This is a genomic window from Mesorhizobium sp. RIZ17 (assembly GCF_051127865.1).
Taxonomy (GTDB): domain Bacteria; phylum Pseudomonadota; class Alphaproteobacteria; order Rhizobiales; family Rhizobiaceae; genus Mesorhizobium; species Mesorhizobium humile.
The window spans coordinates 5,656,160-5,675,807 of record NZ_CP147861.1; the positions used below are offsets into that span (position 1 = coordinate 5,656,160).

General features: G+C 63.9%; 21 protein-coding genes and 1 tRNA gene. 7 read left to right on the forward strand and 15 right to left on the reverse strand.

Annotated elements, in window-relative coordinates:
• Positions 1 to 203: 203 nt before the first annotated feature.
• Positions 204 to 1,637, forward strand: a complete 1,434-nt coding sequence (locus tag WDX12_RS27540) for a D-alanyl-D-alanine carboxypeptidase (protein WP_434722697.1) — start codon at positions 204 to 206, stop codon at positions 1,635 to 1,637.
• Positions 1,638 to 1,680: 43 nt separating this feature from the next.
• Here WDX12_RS27540 and WDX12_RS27545 read toward each other — a convergent pair whose 3' ends face one another.
• The 3 genes from WDX12_RS27545 to WDX12_RS27555 form a co-directional block, all read right to left on the reverse strand.
• Positions 1,681 to 2,379 (reverse strand): DnaJ domain-containing protein, encoded by a 699-nt coding sequence (locus WDX12_RS27545; protein ID WP_434722698.1) that lies wholly within the window; start codon positions 2,377 to 2,379, stop codon positions 1,681 to 1,683.
• A gap of 266 nt (positions 2,380 to 2,645) precedes the next feature.
• Positions 2,646 to 3,083, reverse strand: coding sequence for a DUF1489 family protein (locus WDX12_RS27550; protein WP_434722699.1), 438 nt, complete (start codon positions 3,081 to 3,083; stop codon positions 2,646 to 2,648).
• Positions 3,084 to 3,167: 84 nt separating this feature from the next.
• Complete coding sequence (locus tag WDX12_RS27555; RefSeq protein ID WP_434722700.1) at positions 3,168 to 4,571, reverse strand: L-serine ammonia-lyase; 1,404 nt, start codon at positions 4,569 to 4,571, stop codon at positions 3,168 to 3,170.
• A 178-nt stretch (positions 4,572 to 4,749) separates the two neighbouring features.
• Between WDX12_RS27555 and WDX12_RS27560 the strand changes: the two genes are divergently transcribed.
• Entirely contained in the window at positions 4,750 to 5,469 is a 720-nt protein-coding gene (locus tag WDX12_RS27560) for a DUF599 domain-containing protein (RefSeq protein ID WP_434722701.1), read from the forward strand.
• Here WDX12_RS27560 and WDX12_RS27565 read toward each other — a convergent pair.
• The 6 genes from WDX12_RS27565 to WDX12_RS27590 all read right to left on the reverse strand — a co-directional run bounded on the left by WDX12_RS27565 (position 5,442) and on the right by WDX12_RS27590 (position 10,237).
• Entirely contained in the window at positions 5,442 to 6,239 is a 798-nt protein-coding gene (locus WDX12_RS27565; RefSeq protein ID WP_320295724.1) for a YdcF family protein, read from the reverse strand. The two genes, WDX12_RS27560 and WDX12_RS27565, sit on opposite strands and share 28 nt — an antisense overlap.
• A 29-nt stretch (positions 6,240 to 6,268) precedes the next feature.
• A complete protein-coding gene (locus WDX12_RS27570) occupies positions 6,269 to 7,834 on the reverse strand; it encodes an amidase (protein WP_434722702.1) in 1,566 nt (521 codons plus the stop codon).
• Positions 7,834 to 8,292 carry a GNAT family N-acetyltransferase gene (locus WDX12_RS27575; protein WP_434722703.1) on the reverse strand — a complete coding sequence of 153 codons (459 nt, stop codon included), beginning with the start codon at positions 8,290 to 8,292 and terminating at the stop codon, positions 7,834 to 7,836. The genes WDX12_RS27570 and WDX12_RS27575 overlap by 1 nt, the downstream gene beginning before the upstream one ends.
• Positions 8,293 to 8,295: 3 nt before the next feature.
• Positions 8,296 to 8,583: an Asp-tRNA(Asn)/Glu-tRNA(Gln) amidotransferase subunit GatC gene (gatC, locus tag WDX12_RS27580; protein WP_434722704.1), complete on the reverse strand. Its 288-nt coding sequence runs from the start codon at positions 8,581 to 8,583 to the stop codon at positions 8,296 to 8,298.
• Between the two features lie 94 nt (positions 8,584 to 8,677).
• Complete coding sequence (locus WDX12_RS27585) at positions 8,678 to 9,259, reverse strand: hypothetical protein (RefSeq protein ID WP_434722705.1); 582 nt, start codon at positions 9,257 to 9,259, stop codon at positions 8,678 to 8,680.
• 270 nt (positions 9,260 to 9,529) lie between these two features.
• A complete protein-coding gene (locus tag WDX12_RS27590; protein ID WP_434722706.1) occupies positions 9,530 to 10,237 on the reverse strand; it encodes a metal-dependent hydrolase in 708 nt (235 codons plus the stop codon).
• 115 nt (positions 10,238 to 10,352) lie between these two features.
• Between WDX12_RS27590 and ruvX the strand changes: the two genes are divergently transcribed.
• Entirely contained in the window at positions 10,353 to 10,835 is a 483-nt protein-coding gene (gene ruvX, locus WDX12_RS27595; protein WP_434722707.1) for a Holliday junction resolvase RuvX, read from the forward strand.
• Here the strand turns inward: ruvX and WDX12_RS27600 are convergent.
• The 3 genes from WDX12_RS27600 to WDX12_RS27610 form a co-directional block, all read right to left on the reverse strand.
• Complete coding sequence (locus tag WDX12_RS27600; RefSeq protein WP_201410094.1) at positions 10,777 to 11,118, reverse strand: DUF6105 family protein; 342 nt, start codon at positions 11,116 to 11,118, stop codon at positions 10,777 to 10,779. The genes ruvX and WDX12_RS27600 overlap by 59 nt on opposite strands.
• Positions 11,118 to 11,675, reverse strand: a complete 558-nt coding sequence (locus WDX12_RS27605; protein WP_320295731.1) for a hypothetical protein — start codon at positions 11,673 to 11,675, stop codon at positions 11,118 to 11,120. The genes WDX12_RS27600 and WDX12_RS27605 overlap by 1 nt, the downstream gene beginning before the upstream one ends.
• Before the next feature lie 212 nt (positions 11,676 to 11,887).
• Positions 11,888 to 13,516 carry a DNA alkylation response protein gene (locus WDX12_RS27610; RefSeq protein WP_320295732.1) on the reverse strand — a complete coding sequence of 543 codons (1,629 nt, stop codon included), beginning with the start codon at positions 13,514 to 13,516 and terminating at the stop codon, positions 11,888 to 11,890.
• A 175-nt stretch (positions 13,517 to 13,691) separates the two neighbouring features.
• On the opposite strand from WDX12_RS27610, the gene WDX12_RS27615 reads away from it, so the two are divergent.
• The 4 genes from WDX12_RS27615 (at position 13,692) to dprA (ending at position 17,931) form a co-directional block, all read left to right on the forward strand.
• Positions 13,692 to 14,657 carry an aspartate carbamoyltransferase catalytic subunit gene (locus WDX12_RS27615; RefSeq protein WP_434722708.1) on the forward strand — a complete coding sequence of 322 codons (966 nt, stop codon included), beginning with the start codon at positions 13,692 to 13,694 and terminating at the stop codon, positions 14,655 to 14,657.
• A complete protein-coding gene (locus WDX12_RS27620) occupies positions 14,654 to 15,940 on the forward strand; it encodes a dihydroorotase (RefSeq protein ID WP_434722709.1) in 1,287 nt (428 codons plus the stop codon). The genes WDX12_RS27615 and WDX12_RS27620 overlap by 4 nt, the downstream gene beginning before the upstream one ends.
• Before the next feature lie 285 nt (positions 15,941 to 16,225).
• Positions 16,226 to 16,807 carry a glycerol-3-phosphate 1-O-acyltransferase PlsY gene (gene plsY / locus WDX12_RS27625; RefSeq protein ID WP_434722710.1) on the forward strand — a complete coding sequence of 194 codons (582 nt, stop codon included), beginning with the start codon at positions 16,226 to 16,228 and terminating at the stop codon, positions 16,805 to 16,807.
• Positions 16,804 to 17,931: a DNA-processing protein DprA gene (gene dprA, locus WDX12_RS27630; protein ID WP_434722711.1), complete on the forward strand. Its 1,128-nt coding sequence runs from the start codon at positions 16,804 to 16,806 to the stop codon at positions 17,929 to 17,931. Before plsY ends, dprA begins: the two co-directional genes overlap by 4 nt.
• 31 nt (positions 17,932 to 17,962) lie before the next feature.
• Here the strand turns inward: dprA and WDX12_RS27635 are convergent, their stop codons facing one another.
• The 3 genes from WDX12_RS27635 to WDX12_RS27645 all read right to left on the reverse strand — a co-directional run bounded on the left by WDX12_RS27635 (position 17,963) and on the right by WDX12_RS27645 (position 19,645).
• The gene (locus WDX12_RS27635) at positions 17,963 to 19,108 is read right to left on the reverse strand and encodes a hypothetical protein (protein ID WP_434722712.1); all 1,146 of its coding nucleotides are present in this window, start codon (positions 19,106 to 19,108) and stop codon (positions 17,963 to 17,965) included.
• A 96-nt stretch (positions 19,109 to 19,204) separates the two neighbouring features.
• Positions 19,205 to 19,597, reverse strand: coding sequence for a hypothetical protein (locus tag WDX12_RS27640; protein ID WP_434722713.1), 393 nt, complete (start codon positions 19,595 to 19,597; stop codon positions 19,205 to 19,207).
• Positions 19,570 to 19,645 (reverse strand) — tRNA-Lys (locus WDX12_RS27645). The genes WDX12_RS27640 and WDX12_RS27645 overlap by 28 nt, the downstream gene beginning before the upstream one ends.
• Positions 19,646 to 19,648 lie beyond the last annotated feature (3 nt).

Sequence of the window (19,648 nt, forward strand, 5' to 3'; positions counted from 1 at the left end):
GTCAAGAATCCCCTTGGTAAGCAGGGGGTCCAGCGCCGGCGGCCGGTAAAATTCGATTAAAGAGAGGCTCGATTTGCCGAAAAATAGTGAACGCGGCGGTTACCATAAACGGATTGGTAACGCTGCCCGCGATAGCTTGGCCGGAAGCGAGGCAGGCATTCCCGTAGCCGCCTCCGGGGCAACGAAAATTCAGGGTAGTAGCGGTGCGTCAGGCGTTGTCGGGGCTGGTCTCCAAATCTTTCTCCCTCAAGGCAATCATGATCGCCGCGCTCGCGGTGACGGTTGTCGTCGCCGACGTGGCGTCGGCGATGGCCGCAAGGTCCTCGGCCATCGTCGTCGATGCCAAGACCGGCAAGGTGCTCTATTCGGCCGACGCCAACGGCCGGCGCTATCCGGCTTCGCTCACCAAGATGATGACGCTCTATTTGACCTTCGAGGCGTTGGCGAAGGGTAGGATCAGCAAGAACACGCCGGTTCCGTTTTCCGCGCATGCCTCGGCCGAGGCGCCAACCAAGCTTGGCGTTCGCCCCGGTGGCTCGGTTCCGGTCGAGACCGCTATTCTCTCGATCGTAACGAAGTCGGCCAACGACTCGGCCACCGCGCTCGGCGAAATGCTCGGCGGCAGCGAAGACAATTTCGCCCGCATGATGACGGCCAAGGCGCGTCAGCTCGGCATGAACGGCACCGTCTTCCGCAATGCCAACGGCCTGCCCGACCCCGGCCAGTTCACCACGGCGCACGACATGGCGATGCTTGGCATCGCGCTGCGTGAGCACTACCCGCAATATTACGGCTATTTCTCGCAGCGCTCGTTCCTGTATGGCCGCCAGCGCATCAATGGCCACAACCGTCTGCTTGGCCGCATCAAGGGCGTCGACGGCATCAAGACCGGTTATACCCGCGCCTCGGGCTACAACCTCGTCTCCTCCGTCGCCGATGGCGACCGCCGCCTTGTCGCGGTGGTGATGGGCGGCGCTTCGGGCCGCAGCCGCGACAACCAGATGGCCGCGCTGATCAACACCTATCTGCCGCGCACCTCGACGCGCGGCGGCGGCGATCTCATCGCCAAGGGCAACGACAATCCGATCAAGACGCTGGCCAAGGTCTTCTTGCCCAAGCATGACGCGCCGACGCCGGACGCCAAGCCGGCAACGGATGACACTGTCGTGGCCTCGGCCGACGACACCGTTGCCGCTGCCGATGATGTCCAGGACGACGCCCAGCAGGTCGCCGAAGAGACCAAGCCCGTGGTCAAGATCAAGAAGGTGAAGACGGTCGCCGTGGCCGCCATGGCGCCGGCTCCCAAGGCACAGGACGCCTCGCCCCAGGTCGTCACCGCCTATGCCGAGCCCGCGCCGGCGATCGATCCGGTCAAGACGTCGTCGGTGCCGTCCGGCTGGGTGGTTCAGGTTGCCTCCTCGCCCACCAAATCGGGGGCTCAGAGCCTCCTCGATCAGACCGCCAAGCAGGCGCCGAGGATCCTGGCCGACGCTTCCGGCTTCACCGTCGCCTTCGACAAGGACGGCGCCACCTACTACCGCGCCCGCTTCGGCGGCTTCGGCTCGAAGGACGCCGCCTGGAAGGCCTGCGATGCCCTGAAGCGCAAGAAAATCTCGTGCTACGCCGTCCAGCAATAGGCGGTTGTTGAAATCTCCCGGAAGGTACCGGCGTCGAAGGAGACTAATCGTGATTGGAGAGCAAGACGTCCTTGGCTTCATTGATCCGCGCCGCCAGGACAGACGTGCCGCCGACGTCGGCGTTCAGGCGTTGCATCAGGCGGCGGTGCGCCTTGCGGATATCCGCCGCGGCAGCCCCCGCTTCAAGACCAAGGACCTTGTAGGCCTCCTCCTTAGTCATGGCGCCCGCACCTGGCGCAACACCCAACCCTTCGCCACCGTGCGGCTGCGCGTCCTTGCGCCAGACGGGAAAACGGCCGTCAAGATACGTCTCTAGGAGCTGACGGCTCTCCGGATCGGGGCTGAGCTCGCCATAAAGCTGGCGCAGGTCCGTCAGCCCCATCGCTCCAAGCATCTTGCCTTCATAGCGCCCGGCCAGGACGAGCCCCTCGAGTCTGCCGCTGTCATGATCGAGGTCCATTTCAAGCGCCGCGGTGCGCACCGTCGAATGTCTGGACGCGGCGGCGCGTTCCGGAGGCCGCCTGGTGCGTATCCAGCCGACCCAGGCCAGCGCCGCGAGCAAAAGCAGTCCACCGATAAGGCTGCGGCCGAAGACCAGCATGGGCGCGCCGACCAGCCCCAGGAGGGCAGGCCCAAGCGATCTCAGACTGTCTGCCATCCTTCCCGCATCCGCGCGCACAAAGAGCATCGCGGCGCCGAAAAGCACCACGAGCACCGCTGCCAAAGCAAGGATCACGCCCATCGATTAGCACCACCATAGGGACGACCGAGCATAGAAATAGGATGGGACCAAGGTCCGGCGCTTGCAAGTCCCACACCGGCCGAGCCGAAGGGCCAGCGCCGCGGGCGGTAAACAAAGCCGCGCTAAGGCGTGTTGAGATTCAGGTCAGGCCGAGCCGAAAATGGCGGGTTCCGAGAACCGGAGCGGAGCGTACTTAAAGTTCGTGAGCACCGGAAGCGCAGGAAGCCGGCATTTGCAGGCCGGCATCACCTGAATATCAACACGCCCTAGAGCAGACCGAGTTCGGCGAGTTCAAGCCTCAGCTTCGGCGGCATCTCGGCCAATGCCGCCCTGCCCTTGCCGAGATCGGCCGGCGCATCGGCGGGCTTGAGATAGCGCCAGCCCTGAAAGGCGCGGCGCGGCTGCCATTCGGTGCGCACGACCTCAGGATGAAGCACCAGATGACAGCGGCCGATACCTTCGTCGTCAACGAACGGCCTGATCTCGGTGATCAGTTGCCGGCACTGCACGCTGCCCTTGATCACCCAATAGAGCGAGCCGCCATCGGTGATCTCGTCGCCGCGCGTTGGCACCATGCGGGTGGTGTGCCAGTGCTCGGCCGGCTCGTCGGCGCGTCGCCGCTCGTCGAGGCGGAAGGCAATCCACTCTTCGAGGTCCTCGACGCTGTCGCAGCCGACGCAGAGCTTTAGGAGATTAAGGGCCATGCTCCAAGATTTAGCCGCAAGGGTTGACGCGTCAACGCCTTGAGTGACTTCTCCACAGGGCCAGCCCGGAGTCTCGGTGAGGCCTCAGCACTCGACGACGTTGACCGCCAGACCGCCGAGGCTGGTTTCCTTGTATTTCTCGTTCATGTCGAGGCCGGTCTGGCGCATGGTTTCGATCGCGGCGTCGAGCGGCACGAAATGCGTGCCGTCGCCCTTGATGGCCAAAGAGGCCGCCGTCACCGCCTTCACGGCGCCAAGCGCATTGCGTTCGATGCAGGGCACCTGCACCAGGCCGCCGACCGGATCGCAGGTCATGCCGAGATGATGCTCGAGCGCGATCTCGGCGGCGTTCTCGACCTGCTCGGGCGTGCCGCCCATGACGGCGCACAGCCCTGCGGCTGCCATGGCCGAAGCCGAACCCACCTCACCCTGGCAACCGACCTCCGCGCCCGAGATCGAGGCATTGGACTTGATGATGCCGCCGACGGCGGCCGCCGTCAGCAGGAAGTCGCGGATGCTCGGCTGATCGGCTTCGGGGTGGAAATGCAGCCAGTAGCGCAGCACGGCCGGCAGCGTGCCGGCGGCACCATTGGTGGGTGCCGTCACCACCCGACCTCCGGCGGCGTTCTCCTCGTTGACCGCCATGGCGTAGATCGACAGCCAATCATTGGCGAGCAAGGGATTGGGCCGGTTCTGCTGCCACTGTTCCTGCAGCTTGTCGTGCAGCTGCCGCGCGCGGCGGCGCACTTTCAGCCCGCCCGGCATGATGCCGTCCTGCGATAGGCCGCGGTCGATGCAGCCTTTCATGGCGCCCCAGATCGCGTCGAGGCCCTCGTCGAGCTCCTCGCGCGACATGTGCTTTTCCTCGTTGGCGCGCTTCATCTCGGCGATCGAAAGCCCGCTCTTTGCCGCCATCACCAGCATCTCGACGGCATTCTTGAACGGGTACGGCACTCGTCTGCCCTCGGTCGTCACCGAGCCCTTGGCCTTCATGCGCTGCAGCTCTTCCTCGGAAACGACGAAACCGCCGCCGATCGAGTAATAGATGCGCTTGAGCAGCAGCCGGTCGGATGCGTCATAGGCATAGAAGGCCATGCCGTTGGCGTGGCCGGTCAGCGGCGTCTTGCGGTCGAGCACGAGATCCTTTGCAGGATCGAAGCTATAGGTCGGATGCCCGGGCGGCGAAATGCGCTTCTCCGCGCCGATGCGGGCGACGATGCCGTCGGCCTCATCCGGGTCGACCGTCTGCGGCGTCTGGCCGGCGAGACCCAGGATCACCGCGCGGTCCGAGCCATGGCCGATGCCGGTATAGGCGAGCGAGCCGTGCAGGCTAGCGCCGATGCGATCGACCTTGACACCGGCTGGGCGAGGCCAGTCGCCGGCCAGTATCTCGTCGAGGAACCGGCGCGCGGCCGTCATCGGGCCCATCGTGTGCGAGCTCGACGGGCCGATGCCGATCTTGAACAGGTCGAAAACCGAAAGGAACACTGGGCCGCTGTCTCCCGAGGCTGCTCGAAACTTACATATAGGAATTCCAGCGATGTTTCCGCTGTTTTGCATGCTGCGGCTCGGCGGCTGCCGACCTTGTCTGCTCCGCCAGCGACATCGCCATGCGGCAGCTCGGGCACCGGTCGAAGCGCCGGCTCGGCCTGTGTTACAAGAACGCATGGGCGACTCACTCCACCTCTCGACCGCAGATCTGGCGGCTTTGGCCTTCTTCCTGCTCGTCTGGGTGCTGCACACGCTCGCTTCCGACGGCAGGCTGGTCAGCCGTGTCTCGCTGACGACCGCGATGAACGCCCAGCGCGAAGCCTGGATGCGCAACATGGCCGAACGCGAAATCCGCATCGTCGACACCGCCATCATGGGCGGCCTGCAGCAAGGCACCGCCTTCTTCGCTTCCTCCTCCCTGATCGCGCTCGGCGGATGCTTTGCCTTGCTCGGCGCATCCGACCGCGTGCTTGAGGTTCTGGCCGACCTGCCCTTCGGCGCGGCTTCGTCGCGCGAAGCCTTCCAGACCAAGGTGTTCGGCCTGGTGCTTATCCTGGCCTTCGCTTTCTTCAAATTCGGCTGGGCCTACCGGCTGTTCAACTATTGCTCGATCCTGATCGGCGCGGTGCCGACCCCGCATGGCCCGGCTTCGCGCAACCCGGTCAGCGAAACGGCGGTGTGGCGAGCGACGCGCATGAACGTGCTCGCCGGCAAGCACTTCAACTCCGGCCTGCGCGCCGTCTTCTTCTCGATCGGCTATCTCGGCTGGTTCGTCGATCCGGTCGTCTTCGTGATGTCGACGATGGTGCTTCTGGCCGTGCTGGTGCGCCGCCAGTTCTTCTCGGCGGCAAGACAGGCGGTGCTCGGTCAGCCGCCCGGTCCTGGGAAGAACTGATCGATCCTGTCTGAAAGCCGGTAGGCGAGAAGCCCGATCCATTCGCGCACCGCGATGGTGGTCGCCTGCATCGAGTCGACCGGATTGTCGCGGTAGAAACCGACGCCTTCCCTGCCCGAGGTGCGGTAGTCGACCGGCCACGGAATGGTCGCAAAGCCCGCCTTGTCGAACAGCGCCTTGGCGCGCGGCATGTGAAAAGCCGAGGTTACCAGCAGCCACGTCTCACCGGGTTTCGGCTCGACGAGCTTTCGCGAGAACACTGCATTCTCGTAAGTGTTACGCGATTTGTCCTCGAGGATCAGGCGATCGGCCGAAACGCCGAGCGCGCCGAGCAGCCGCGGCGCCGTATCGGCGTCGCCTTCGCCGTCGAGGAAAAGCGAGCCGTTGCCGCCGGACACGACGATCTTCGCCTGAGGGAAGCGCCTCGCGAGGATCGCGGTCTCGACCATGCGGTCGCCGCCGCTGTTCAGCTCATAGCCGCCGCGCGCCAGATTGATGGCGCCCTCGAAGCCGCCACCGAGCACGACGATCCCATCCACCTTTTCCGGCAACGGCGGCTTGGGGAAACGTTCTTCCAGTGGAGTCAACATCATCGCGCCAACCGACGTCCAGGCCGAGAGGGCCAGAATCAGGAAAGCAACCACGCTACCCGTCGCGGCCAATCGCCGGCGACGGAAGAGCGCGGCCAGCAGTCCCGCGAGCAGGAGGAAGATCGCCAGGTTGACCGGCTGGATGAAGAACCAGAATATTTTCGAAAGGTAGTAGAACATCCCTCACCTTTGCTCGATGAGGGACGACGCTACCACCACTTTTCCGGCTGAAATTTGCCCGCGGCCCTTTCGATGACGTGCGCCGTCTGGAACAGCGTTTCCTCGTCGAACGGACGGCCGATCAGCTGCAGGCCGAGCGGCAGGCCCTTGCCGTCCAGGCCGGCCGGCACGGAAATGCCGGGAAGACCCGCCATGTTCACGGTCACGGTGAAGATGTCGTTGAGGTACATCTTGACCGGATCGGAAGCCATGTCTTCGTCGGCGACGCCGAAGGCAGCCGACGGGGTCGCCGGCGTCAGGATGACGTCGACGCCGGCGGCAAAGACGTTCTCGAAGTCGCGCTTGATCAGCGTGCGCACCTTCTGCGCCTGCAGGTAGTAAGCGTCGTAATAGCCGGCCGACAGAACATAGGTGCCGATCATGATGCGCCGCTTGACCTCGCGGCCGAAGCCGGCGGCGCGGGTCTTTTCATACATGGCGATGATGTCCTTGCCGGGCACGCGCAGGCCGTAGCGAACACCATCATAACGCGCCAGATTGGACGAGGCTTCGGCCGGCGCGACGATATAGTAGGCCGGCAAGGCATATTTGGTGTGCGGCAGCGAGATGTCGACGATCTCGGCGCCGGCATCCTTCAGCCAGGCAATACCCTTCTGCCAGAGCGCCTCGATGTCTTCCGGCATGCCCTCGACGCGGTATTCCTTCGGAATGCCGACCTTCATGCCCTTGATCGGCTTGCCGATCACCGCCTCGTAGTCCGGCACCGGACGGTCGACCGAGGTCGTGTCCTTCGGATCGACGGAAGCCATCGACTTCAACAGGATGGCGGCGTCGCGCACGTCGCGCGCGATCGGCCCGGCCTGGTCGAGCGAGGAAGCGAAGGCGACGACGCCCCAGCGCGAGCAGCGCCCGTAAGTCGGCTTGATGCCGACCGTGCCGGTGAAGGCCGCGGGCTGGCGAATCGAGCCGCCGGTGTCGGTCGCGGTGGCGCCGGCGCACAGGAAGGCGGCGACGGACGATGCCGAGCCGCCGGACGAGCCGCCGGGCACCAGCTGCATGTTGTCGTAGGTGCGGCTCTGCTCGACGCCGCCTGGCACGACAAAGCCCCCGCCGCCATCATGGATGGTTGGCTTGACCGTGGTCTGCAGGCGCGAGCGGCGCCACGGATTGATGACCGGGCCGTAATAGGAGGTTTCGTTCGACGAGCCCATGGCGAACTCGTCCATGTTGAGCTTGCCGAGCATGACGGCGCCATCGGCCCACAGATTGCTGGTCACGGTCGATTCGTAGCGCGGCTTGAAGCCGTCAAGCACGTGGCTGCAGGCCTGGGTGTGAATGCCTTCGGTGGCGAACAGGTCCTTGATGCCGAGCGGAATGCCCTCCAGCGCGCCGCCCTCGCCCTTGGCGAGTCTGGCATCGGAGCTCTTCGCCATGTCGCGCGCCTTGTCGGCGGTGACGGTCACATAGGCATTGAGCACCGGATTGGCGCGATCGATCGCCGCGAGATAGGCCTCGGTGATCTCGGCCGCGGTGATCTCCTTGCCACGCAGCTTGGCGCGGGCCTCGGAAATGGTGAGATGTGTGAGGTCGCTCATCAGGCAAGGCTCTTTTCGTAAAACACCGACCATTCGGAGTCGGGATAATCCAGCACCGGTCCGCAACGCGAGAAACCGGCGCGCTCATAGATGGTCCAGGCGGCCGGGTGCCGGTCGCCGGTCTCAAGGACAAGGCGCCTCAGCCCTTCCCGCCGGGCAAGCGCCTCGACCCGTCCGACGATCTCGGCGCCGATCTTGCGGCCGCGATGCGAAGGCCGCGTATACATGCGCTTGACCTCGCCGACCGCATCGTCATGACGCTTTAGCGCGCCGCAACCGACGGCAAGGCCATTGTCGCGGGCGATGAACACCGTCGTATCCTTGCCCGCCATCTGCTCGACGGTCAGGTGATAGCAGTGCTCGGGCGGCGTCAGTTCGAGCAGCGCTGAGTTGAGTTCGGCGACCAGCGCGCGCACGTCGTCCTGCAAAGGCGTCTCGACGGCGATCTCGACAGCCACGGCCTACTCCACCACCTTCGGAACGAGGAAAAAGTTCTCTTCCGTTGCCGGCGCGTTGGCCACGATGTCGACGGCCTTGTTGCCGTCGGTGACGCCATCCTGGCGCTTCTTCATCTCCATCGGCGTGACCGAGGTCATCGGCTCGACGCCCGAAACATCGACCTCGTTCAATTGCTCGACGAAGCCGAGGATGGCGTTCAATTCGCCGGTCATGCGCTCCGCGTCCTCCTCGCTCACCGCGATACGGGCAAGGCGCGCGACGCGCTTCACGGTCTGAAGATCAACGGACATTTTGAAACCTTAGAAAAGCCTGCCCGCGCTATAGCCGCGCGACGTGGCGTGCGCAACATATCGGGCAACATTTGACGCTTCAGCGGGGCAGACCTTACTGAAAAACATAGCCAGCGTGCCTGCGGCCTTGGTCTCGAAGTGCGTTGGTGATCGCGTTCCGGTTGTCTCGGGTGTCTTCAAGGATCATTACCGGCGCGCAAGGTTGCTGTATCACCTCAATGATTGGCGCTCCATGACGGTCAATGGCGGCGCGCAAACCTACGATCACATTTTCCGGCCCAGTCCATTGGTCAGCCATTTCAAATGTTGAATTTACCCAAATTGCCTCCCAATCGCCCAATCTGGGGAAACCGGAAATCGTCTCCTTGACTTCAAACTTCATACGAGCGCTGTCGACGGAGCGATCCGATAAGCTGTCTGCCGATTGGTGAGTGCCATTCTTGCTCAGAGCTTCCCGAAACTGGCGGCGCCGCTCCTGGAGTTCGGGATCGAATATTGGTTGATAGGATATCATTCTGGCGCGGACTACGATTTGGGCATTGCTGAAGTAATTCAGATCACGTTCGTGAAACGTTGCGCACGCTATTGCCGGTTCCGATAGCTCCAAAAGGCTCAAAAACACCGCGCATACCGGCACTGCATTCAGTCTAAAAGCCCTGCTCACACCGATCTCCATGCCGTCTCAGAGGTTAGTGACGGTCGGCTAAGATCAAGGCAAATTAACGCCGTTATACCCCACGCTTTCCAGGCCTTGCGCCGACAGAACGATGTTGCCGGCGTCGATCACGGTCTGCAGCGTATCCTTCTTGGCAGCGCTCCTCCGATTGCAGATAGACGCCTAGATCAAATCATCGGTGGCCGGCGCGGGTGTCGCCGCGACCAGCATCGAAACGCAAAGAACCTATCTCAAGGCCATGGTTTCGTTCCAGATTCCTGATGGAGCGACCTAGATCTCCATCGCCTTGCCGATTTCCGGCAGCGCCACGTTGACGCCCGAGCCTTCCATGCCGGCGACGAACTTGTCGGCGGTCTGGTCGATCATCGAGAAGGTGCCGAAATGACAGGGAACGACGGTGTCGAAGCCGAAGAAGCGGCGGCAGGCAAGAGCTGCCACCGCGCCGCCCATCGTGAAGCGGTCGCCGATCGGCACGATGCCGATCTTCGGCTCATGCAGCTCGTTGATCAGCCCCATGTCGGAGAAGATGTCGGTGTCGCCCATGTGATAGAGCGTCTTGTCCCCGGGGAAGTGCAGGACGAGCCCGCCCGGATTGCCGAGATAGGTGTTCGTGCCGCCTTCGCCGCCGAAGGAAGACGAATGCAGCGCCTGGACGAAGGTCGTGGTGAAAGGGCCGCAATCGACGGTGCCGCCGATATTGCCCGGATTGATCTTGTCGCCGCTGACGCCCTGGCCGACGAGAAACATGCAGATCTCGAAATTGGCGACCAGCATGGCGCCGCTTTTCTTCAGCACTTCGACCGCGCCGCTGACATGGTCGTTATGGCCGTGGGTCAGGAGCACATGGGTCACGCCCTCAGCCGGCCCTTCCCACCCGCCCGTCCAGGACGGATTGCCAACCAGATAGGGATCGATGAGGATGGTGGCGTCCTTGGTCTCGACGCGGAATGCCGAATGTCCGTACCAGGTCAGTTTCATGAATGCTTCCTCGATTTTTCCGTTGCCGGAAGATAGAACGCTGGCGGCAAATTGAAAGTAGCGCGGCGCTTCCCACCGTCAAAAGGATGTGACGCCCGGATGTCAGGACAAGCCGTTGGGCATTATTTCAATCGAGGACCTGCCGGAGCGGCTCGCCGGCGGCAGGACGCTCGCCGGGCTCGATCTCGGCGATAAGACGATCGGCGTAGCGGTTTCCGATCGCGGGCTGTCCTTCGCCCATCCGCGCCCGGTCATCCTGCGCAAGAAGTTTTCGCTCGATGCCGCCCAGTTGCTCTCTCAGCTCGAGAAAGACAATGTCGGCGCCTTCGTGCTCGGCCTGCCTGTCAACATGGACGGCTCGGAAGGGCCTCGTGCGCAAAAATCGCGCGCCTTCGTTCGCAACATGGCACCGCTTTGCGACCTGCCCTTCGTTCTGTGGGACGAGCGGCTGTCGACGGTCGCAGCCGAGCGGACACTGATCGAGATGGATTTCTCGCGCAAGAAGCGCGCCGGCAAGATCGATTCGGCGGCCGCCGCCTTTATTCTGCAGGGAGCGTTGGACCGGCTTCAGTCGCTCGGCCGAGCCGATCGGAGCTGATATCGCCCTGCCGGCGCTGCCTGATCCATTCGGCGATGTTGCGCCGGCGGCGGAAGGCCCAAAGCCCCATGAGCAGGAAGAAGTCGAAAACGCAGGTCCGCGCCACCATGCCCGGGATGATAGCCGGATCGACGCCGAGCATCTGGCCATAGAGCTGGAAAGCGAAATCGTGCACCTGTCGGCTCAGCATCGCGTAGCCGAAATTCATGTCATTGGCCGATAGGAAGAACCATCCCCAGAAGATGGCCATCGGAGCAGCCCAGAGTGTGAATATCGTGCGCATCAGCGCCTGCCTCCAGGCTTGTTTTCCGGGCGGCCGGATATACGGGAAAGAAGCGAACTGTGCGCGGCCCCCATCGCCATGCGCGAGGCGGCGCGAATATCGCCCTCGGGCAGATTCATTGCGGCGAAGGTGGAGCGGCGTTCGGCCAGCACGGCGATGTAGGAGGCAAGCAGCGCCGTCATCTGGATGGCGACGATCATGAACAGGCCATCGATCCCCTGCGCCACGCCGCCGATGAGGATCACCGAAAGCAGGAAGGATGCCGAGATGAAGGCGATCCGCGCCACGCTCTCGCCCGCGTCCGGCCTTGCCGTTGCGTTCAACAGCGTTTCGACGAAGGCCCAGCAGAACAACACCGCGACGGTCAGAAGCGCGATCGAAAGCGGTGCGACCACGGCAACATTATCAAGCTCGGGAAACCGGCTGCCCTGGAGTGAGAGGCCAAGCACACCAAGCGCCGCCGCTATGCCGCGGCTGCCGTCCATGCAGATATAGGCAAGCAGGGCGAAAACCACCGCCCAATGCAAGGCCAGAACTGAGCTCAATACGTGCCGCATACGCTTCCCGCTGGCGGAGCTCGGGGAGGTCATGGTTAACCGTTCCCTACTCCAAAGCGGAGATTGGGCTTTGCAACGGCTCGCCGCAACGGAAACCATTTGTTAAGGTTAACAGCTATCCACAGATCGGCAATGTGCCGTTAGAGCATGATGCGGAAAGCTGTGAAGCGGTTTCTCGGCATCATGTTCTATCTCTTTGATTTAGAGCCGGATCAGGTCACCGGAGGATAGAGCGTGTCGACGATCATGCGCGCGTCGTGGCGCGAATCGAGCATGCCGTAGGTGGTGCGCCACTGGCCGCCGAGCCGCGTTTCGACGAAGGCGTCGGCGATCCGCCCTGCTCCCAGCCTGCGAAGCTCCGCCGCGGCGGCCGAAAGCGCGAGCTGTTCCGTGAGCAGGCGCGCCGAGCCCTGGTCGGTCGCCGCCACCTGCATGGCCGCCTTCAGCACGCCGATGGTGCCGCGCCCGCCGGCGCCGAGGTCGCGGTCGATGCCGGCCAGCACTTCATCGAACAAGCCGGGCGCACGGCCAAGCACGCGCAGCACGTCGAGCGCCATCACATTGCCCGAGCCCTCCCAGATCGCGTTGACCGGCGCCTCCCGGTAGTAGCGGGCAAGCGGCGCTTCCTCGACGTAACCGTTGCCGCCGAGGCATTCCATCGCCTCGTAAAGCAGCTGCGGCGCGATCTTGCAGACCCAGTATTTGACGACAGGCGTCATGGCGCGGGCAAAGGCTGCCTCGCCGCGATCGCTCGCCGCCTCATCGAAAGAACGCGCCAGCCGGAACGACAGCGCCGTGGCCGCGGCGACGTCGAGCGCCATGTCGGCCAGAACCCGCTGCATCAGCGGCTGGTCGATCAGGTTCGAGCCGAACACCTGGCGATGGCGCGTGTGGTGAACGGCCTCGGCGAGGCCCGCCCGCATCAGCGCCGACGAAGCGACCGCGCAGTCGAGCCGGGTCAGCGTCACCATGTCCATGATCGTCTTCACGCCCGCGCCCGGGTCGCCGACCATCTCACCGATCGCGTTGACGAACTCCACCTCCGACGAGGCGTTCGAGCGGTTGCCGAGCTTGTCCTTCAGCCGCTGGAAGCGGAAACCGTTGCCGGAACCGTCGCCCAGGATGCGCGGGACGAGGAAACAGGACAGTCCCTCCGGAGCCTGTCCCAGCACCAGGAAGGCGTCCGACATCGGTGCCGACATGAACCATTTGTGTCCGGTCAACCGGTAGAAACCGCTTCCGGTGCGCTCCGCCCTGGTGGTGTTGGCGCGCACGTCGGTGCCACCCTGCTTCTCGGTCATGCCCATGCCGAGCGTCAGTCCGGTCTTCTGCACCGGCGGCTTCTGCGTCTGGTCGTATTTGCGCGTCGTCACTCGCGGCGCCCATTCGCGGAACAGCTTCGGACTCGCCATCAAGGCCGCCAGCGAGGCGCTGGTCATGGTGATCGGGCAAAGATGTCCGGTCTCGAGCTCGGCGGTCAGGTAGAAGCGCGCCGCCCTCACCTGGTGGCGGCGGCCGATCTCGGCATCGCCGTTTTCCCACACGGAAGAATGCAGGCCGCCGGCGACGGAGCGGCGCATCAAGGCGTGATAGGCCGGATGATATTCGACCAGGTCGAGACGGCGGCCCTGGCGGTCGTGCGTCCGCAATTTCGGCGTGTCGGTGTTGGCGAGGCGAGCGAGCTCCTGGGCCTCCTGCGTCATCACGAAACGGCCAAGCCCGTCGAGATCCTTGCGCACGGGGTCGGAAAAACGCTCGGCGAGCTGGATGAGCAACGGATCGCCCCGCCATGCGTTGCCGCCCGTCAGCGGCGGCGGCTGGTTGATCACGTCGTCGGTCACGCCCAATCCTTCAATTGGCAGAAGGGTCCTTGCATCTTGAAGGCCGCGGTCGCGAATCCGAAGCCATCGCCGCCTTATAGCCCAAGCCACGCAGCGAAAATACCGGGGAGAACGCCCGCAATCCAAAGCTGGCGCTTGCGGCAGGCTGGACCGCACCCTATAGCAGCGCCTTGAGATGACCGACGCTTCGTCCCTGCCGCTCTTTCCCCACCGCCATCTTCTGGGCATCCGCGATCTTTCCCCCGCCGATATCGAGCTATTGCTTGACCGGGCAGACCAGGCCGTGGCGATCTCACGGCAATCGGAAAAGAAGACCTCGACACTGCGCGGCCGCACCCAGATCAACCTGTTCTACGAGGCATCGACCCGTACGCAGTCGTCCTTCGAGCTTGCCGGCAAGCGCCTTGGCGCCGATGTCATGAACATGTCGGTGGCGAGCTCCTCGGTGAAGAAGGGCGAGACGCTGATCGATACGGCCATGACACTCAATGCCATGCGCCCTGACATCCTGATCATCCGCCACCAGTCGGCCGGGGCCGCGGCACTGCTGGCGCAGAAAGTCGGCTGCTCGGTGGTCAATGCCGGCGACGGCGCGCATGAGCACCCGACGCAGGCGCTGCTCGATGCGCTGACCATCCGCCGCGCCAAGGGACCGTTGTCGAAGCTGATCGTGGCGATTTGCGGCGATATCCTGCATTCGCGCGTCGCCCGCTCCAACATCATGCTTCTGAACGCGCTTGGCGCGCAGGTGCGCGTCGTCGCGCCCTCGACATTGCTGCCGTCCGGCATCGACAGGATGGGCGTGGTCGTCGCGCGCTCTATGGCCGAGGGCCTCAAGGATGCCGACGTCGTGATGATGCTGCGCCTGCAGCGCGAGCGCATGGAAGGTGCCTTCGTGCCCTCGATCCGCGAATATTTCCGCTATTTCGGCCTCGATGCCGAAAAGCTGAAAGCTGCCAAGGACGATGCGCTGGTCATGCATCCCGGCCCGATGAACCGCGGCGTCGAGATCGCCTCCGAGATCGCCGACGGACCGCAAAGCGTCATCCAGGAACAGGTGGAGATGGGGGTCGCCGTGCGCATGGCGGTCATGGAGGCGCTGCTCGATCCACGCCGCAACCATGAGGGGCGCGGCGCATGAGCGTGACCGTCTTCAGCAAGGCGCACATCGTCGACCCGTCGCGCGGCGTGGACGAGATCGGCAGCGTCGTCGTCGACGGTCGCAAGATCGTCGCGGCCGGAAAAGCGGCGTTGAACCAGGGCGTGCCGGAAGGCGCCACCGTCGTCGACTGCGCCGGCAAGACGATCATTCCAGGCCTTGTCGACGCGCGTGTCTTCATCGGCGAACCCGGCGGCGAGCATCGCGAGACCATCGCCTCGGCAAGTGTCGCGGCGGCGGCCGGCGGCGTCACCTCCATCGTCATGATGCCCGACACCGACCCGGTGATCGACAATGTGGCACTGGTCGAATTCGTACTGCGCACGGCGCGCGACACCGCAAGCGTCAACATTTTCCCGGCGGCCGCGATCACCAAGGGCCTCGAAGGCCGCGAGATGACCGAATTCGGCCTGCTGCGTGAGGCCGGCGCCGTCGCCTACACCGACGGCCGCCACACGATCGCCAACGCCCTGGTGATGCGTCGGGCGCTGACCTATGCGCGCGATTTCGGCGGTGTGATCGCGCATGAAACGCAAGACGCCGACCTCGCTTCGTCCGGCGTGATGAACGAAGGGCTCTACGCAAGCTGGCTCGGCCTGTCCGGCATCCCGCGCGAGGCGGAGCTCATTCCGCTCGAGCGCGACCTGGCGCTGGCCCGGCTGACCGGCGGCGCCTATCACGCCGCAAAAATCTCGTCGGCGATGGCGGCCGGCGCGGTGAACAGGGCCAAGACCGACGGTGCCAATGTCACCGCAGGGGTAGCCATCCACAACCTGTCGCTCAACGAGAACGACGTCGGCGAATACCGCACCTTCTTCCGGCTGACCCCGCCCTTGCGCGCCGAGGACGACCGGCTGGCGATGATCGAGGCGATCAAGGACGGCACGATCGACATCATCGTCTCCTCCCACGACCCGCAGGACGTCGACACCAAGCGCCTGCCCTTTGCCGATGCCGCCGCCGGCGCCATCGGGCTGGAGACGCTGCTGGGAGCGGCGCTTCGGCTCTACCACAATGGCGACGTGCCGCTGCTGCGGCTGATCGAGACGCTGTCCACCGCGCCGGCGAGACTGTTCGGCCTGCCGGCCGGCACGCTGAAGCCGGGCGCATCGGCAGATCTCACGGTCGTCGATCTCGACGAGCCGTGGATCGTCAGCGAAAGCGGCTTGCACTCACGCTCGAAGAACACGTGTTTCGAAGGCGCGCGCCTGCAGGGCAAGGTCCTGCAGACGGTGGTCGCGGGCCGCACGGTGTTTTCTGCCTAGAGCATGATCGCGAGACGTGGGAACCGGTTTGCGCAGAAGATCATGCTCCAACAAAGAGTTGGATCAGGATGGCGATTCAACGAAACGTCATCCTGATCCAGACCACCTATCACCTTGAGCCCTTCCGAGCCTGCCCGGCACAGGCTTGCTTGGCGAACCCTACCGACTCTACCATTATGACCAACTGATGCTTGAGCAAGGCGAGCTCTTGCAAATTAAGGTTGTATCGCGCACATTGTCTCAATCATAGAGAGCAAGATGCGCGACAGAAATGTAGGGGAAACAATGGGTTACGTGATCGCGCTCATTTTCGGCTATCTGCTCGGCTCGATCCCGTTCGGGCTCTTGATCACTCGTGCGGCCGGGCTCGGCGACGTTCGCCAGATCGGCTCCGGCAATATCGGCGCGACCAATGTGCTGAGGACAGGCAACAAAGGCCTTGCCGCCGCCACGCTGCTGCTCGATGCGCTGAAAGGCACGACCGCCGCTTTGATCGCCGGGCATTTTTCGCCGGACTACGGGCTTCTGGCCGGTTTCGCAGCCTTCCTCGGCCATCTCTTCCCGGTCTGGCTCGGCTTCAAGGGCGGCAAGGGCGTCGCAACCTATCTCGGCGTGCTGCTCGGCCTTGCCTGGCAGGGCATGCTTGTCTTCGCCGTCGTCTGGCTCGCGATGGCCTTCCTGTTCCGTTATTCCTCGCTGGCGGCGCTGGCTGCCGCGGTGATCGTGCCGATCGCGCTTTATTTCATAAGCACGCCACAGATCGCCGGCCTGTTCGCCGTGATGAGTCTGATCGTCATCGTCAAGCATCATGCCAACATCTCGCGGCTGCTGGCCGGCACCGAAGGCAAGATCGGGGCGAAGGGATGAGCGCGCCGGCCGCCGGCCCGCGCCTCAGCGACCGGCAGCGGCTTGCCTGGCTTCGGCTGATCCGCACGCCCAATGTCGGCCCTGCCTCGTTTCGCGAGCTGATCAACCGCTTCGGCTCGGCCGAAGCGGCGCTTGAAATGCTGCCCGAGTTGATGATCTCCGGCGGCGCCAATCGCATAATCCGTATCCCCTCCGTTGCCGAAGCCGAAGCCGAGCTGGACGCTGCCCGGCGCGCCGGCGCCCGCTTTGTCGGCATTGGCGAAGCCGACTATCCGCCCCTGCTGAAGACGCTGGACAACCCGCCGCCGCTGCTGGCGGTGAAAGGCGAAGGCGCGGTCTTCCGTTTGCCCGCGGTGGCGATCGTCGGCGCCCGCAACGCTTCGCTTGCCGGCATCAAGATGGCGCGGATGCTGGCAACAGATCTCGGCCGCGACGGCTACGCCATCGTCTCGGGCCTGGCGCGCGGCATAGACACGGCCGCGCACAAAGGCAGCGTTTCGACCGGAACCATCGGTGTGCTCGCTGGTGGGCTCGATGTGCCCTACCCGCCCGAAAATGCCGGCCTGTGCGATGAGATCGCCGATCGCGGCGGCGCCATCGTGTCGGAAATGCCGTTCGGCTGGCAGCCGCGCGCCCAGGATTTCCCGCGTCGCAACCGCCTGGTTGCCGGCATGGCGCTTGGACTGGTGGTGGTCGAGGCTGCGCAGCGCTCCGGCTCGCTGATCAGCGCCCGCCTCGCCAACGAGATGGGCCGGCTGGTCTTCGCCGTGCCGGGCTCGCCGCTCGACCCGCGCGCCGCCGGCTGCAACGCACTGCTCAAGGACGGCGTCACGCTCGTCACCGAGGCAGCCGACGTGCTCGGCGCGCTGGCGCCGCTCGCCGGCACCCGGGCTCCAAGAACCGCCCCGATTGCCGAGGCCCCCGACATATCCGCCATGCCACCGCCCGGCGAAAACGACCGCGCCGATGTGCTGGAAGCGCTCGGGCCGACGCCGACAGGCATAGACGAGATCATCCGCCACACGGGATTAAGCGCCGCGCAGATTGCCATGGTGCTTCTTGAACTCGACCTCGCCGGTCGGCTCGAGCGTCACGCTGGCGGGAATGTCTCGCTGATCGCGTGATCTGGCACCTGCGGCCGCAACGCTGACTTCCCTATCGGAAGAGATATTTGGACACTTCCGGATTGCCGCGGCGCCACATCACATTGTCGAGGAAATAGTGGTGCACATTGATGAAGATCAGCACGATGAAGAAAAACAATGAGGAACCGAGAACCTGGCTGTCGTAAGGGATCAGGCCGGTCAGCACGAAAGGGATCAGCCAGAAGCCGAGATAGCCAAGCGCCGCGCCCCCGATGATGAAGCCCAGCACCCGCAGCCTGTAGCGGGGCCCAAGCACGGATAGCATTTTCGGCTCCGGATCGCGCGTGGCATCCGCGACGTCTCGCTCGACATTGGTCTGATAGCGCCACACCACGGCCAGGTATTGGAGCGAGTGGAGCGCCGGCACCACGAGCAGCCAGAGCGGGTTTATCCTGGCGATCAGGATCCAGAGATAGAGCGAGGCGACATAGGCCACGATGCCGTTGTAAGGCAGTCCGCCGCCATTTTTTCGCCAGCGGTTGACCAGCATCAAAAGCGTGGCGGCCGTCGATCCGACGGCCGCCAGCACGGCAATGTCGGTGATCCAGGACGGAACCGCGAAGGTGTAATATTGAAGGCCGTAATACTGCCCCCGCGTCACGGCCGTATTCGTCTGCAGCCAGGCCAGGATCCACACCACGTAGCTGTTGACGAGCAGCACCTTCTTGTCCCGATCGTCGAAGAATTTGCGTTTCAGGACGGCATCGACCATCAGCATGCCGTAGCCTTGCTTGACGTAGTGCCAGCCGACGAAGAAGAACATCGCGTTGGCCGCGAAGCCGAGCAGCCGCGTGTTCGACGTCGCCGCGCCATAGGCAAAGAACAATGCCATGATCGCCGGAACGACGACGCCGGCGAAAATGTAGCGAAGCTGCAGGCTTCTGTCGTAGCCGTCGCCACGCGCCTTGCGGCCGAAGTTGCGGTAGAAAATCTGGTAGGAATGGGCGAAGTGCGGGTAGTTCACCAGATAGGCCACGACCACCATCGTCGCGGCTAACGGGCCTTCGTATTCACGCGGCACGAAGAACAGCACGGGCAGGATCAGAAACGCGCTGCCGCCAAGCATGAGGAAGTCGGCGACCGGACCGAAAAGATATTTTCCAGGCTTGGGCGCGGCCTTGGGAACCTGAGCGTCTACCGAAAGGTCAAGTGTCATCCTGGAGCCTCCCTCGGAGGCCCGAGTTTAACCACGACCCTGTCCAGGGACAAGGCAACGCGACAGGATCTCCCCTGGCTTGGGAGAGTCACCCCGTCAGGCTGAGGCGGTCGAAGCGATCTTCATCAGCCGCTTTCTTGCCTCCGCCACGCGCTTCTTCTCCAACCTTATGCGGTCGCACAGCGCGAGATTGATCCCGACGCCACATTCTTCATCCAGCATTTCTTTTGCATGATTGAGCGAAATCTCCGCGCGCTTGACACGCAGCCTGGCTCTGTCCAGTTCCAGATTTAATACGTCCACTATTCGCGTCCCGAATTGCAGTCCCTTCACCAGGGGAAACAGCCGCGCATAAGTTTTTGTTCCGATCGCCCGGAACGCAGACGAGATGTCCCGCTTCGGTCGCACGGGATATGGCAGCCCACGGGTCGGTGCTGGCATCTTTTTGATTTTTGAAATTCTGGTGAGCGCGATGGGATTCGAACCCATGACCTACTGATTAAAAGTCAGTTGCTCTACCGGCTGAGCTACGCGCTCCCG

What these genes read in the sequence shown, in the direction of transcription:
- dprA (WP_434722711.1), top strand. Translation starts at nt 16,804, where the DNA reads ATGAGCGCGCCGGCCGCCGGCCCGCGCCTCAGCGACCGGCAGCGGCTT.
- WDX12_RS27550 (WP_434722699.1), bottom strand. Translation starts at nt 3,083, where the DNA reads ATGGCCCTTAATCTCCTAAAGCTCTGCGTCGGCTGCGACAGCGTCGAG.
- WDX12_RS27545 (WP_434722698.1), bottom strand. Translation starts at nt 2,379, where the DNA reads ATGGGCGTGATCCTTGCTTTGGCAGCGGTGCTCGTGGTGCTTTTCGGC.
- WDX12_RS27620 (WP_434722709.1), top strand. Translation starts at nt 14,654, where the DNA reads ATGAGCGTGACCGTCTTCAGCAAGGCGCACATCGTCGACCCGTCGCGC.
- WDX12_RS27570 (WP_434722702.1), bottom strand. Translation starts at nt 7,834, where the DNA reads ATGAGCGACCTCACACATCTCACCATTTCCGAGGCCCGCGCCAAGCTG.
- WDX12_RS27585 (WP_434722705.1), bottom strand. Translation starts at nt 9,259, where the DNA reads ATGGAGATCGGTGTGAGCAGGGCTTTTAGACTGAATGCAGTGCCGGTA.
- WDX12_RS27635 (WP_434722712.1), bottom strand. Translation starts at nt 19,108, where the DNA reads ATGACACTTGACCTTTCGGTAGACGCTCAGGTTCCCAAGGCCGCGCCC.
- WDX12_RS27565 (WP_320295724.1), bottom strand. Translation starts at nt 6,239, where the DNA reads ATGTTCTACTACCTTTCGAAAATATTCTGGTTCTTCATCCAGCCGGTC.
- WDX12_RS27605 (WP_320295731.1), bottom strand. Translation starts at nt 11,675, where the DNA reads ATGCGGCACGTATTGAGCTCAGTTCTGGCCTTGCATTGGGCGGTGGTT.
- WDX12_RS27600 (WP_201410094.1), bottom strand. Translation starts at nt 11,118, where the DNA reads ATGCGCACGATATTCACACTCTGGGCTGCTCCGATGGCCATCTTCTGG.
- WDX12_RS27640 (WP_434722713.1), bottom strand. Translation starts at nt 19,597, where the DNA reads ATGGGTTCGAATCCCATCGCGCTCACCAGAATTTCAAAAATCAAAAAG.
- gatC (WP_434722704.1), bottom strand. Translation starts at nt 8,583, where the DNA reads ATGTCCGTTGATCTTCAGACCGTGAAGCGCGTCGCGCGCCTTGCCCGT.
- WDX12_RS27615 (WP_434722708.1), top strand. Translation starts at nt 13,692, where the DNA reads ATGACCGACGCTTCGTCCCTGCCGCTCTTTCCCCACCGCCATCTTCTG.
- WDX12_RS27590 (WP_434722706.1), bottom strand. Translation starts at nt 10,237, where the DNA reads ATGAAACTGACCTGGTACGGACATTCGGCATTCCGCGTCGAGACCAAG.
- WDX12_RS27560 (WP_434722701.1), top strand. Translation starts at nt 4,750, where the DNA reads ATGGGCGACTCACTCCACCTCTCGACCGCAGATCTGGCGGCTTTGGCC.
- plsY (WP_434722710.1), top strand. Translation starts at nt 16,226, where the DNA reads ATGGGTTACGTGATCGCGCTCATTTTCGGCTATCTGCTCGGCTCGATC.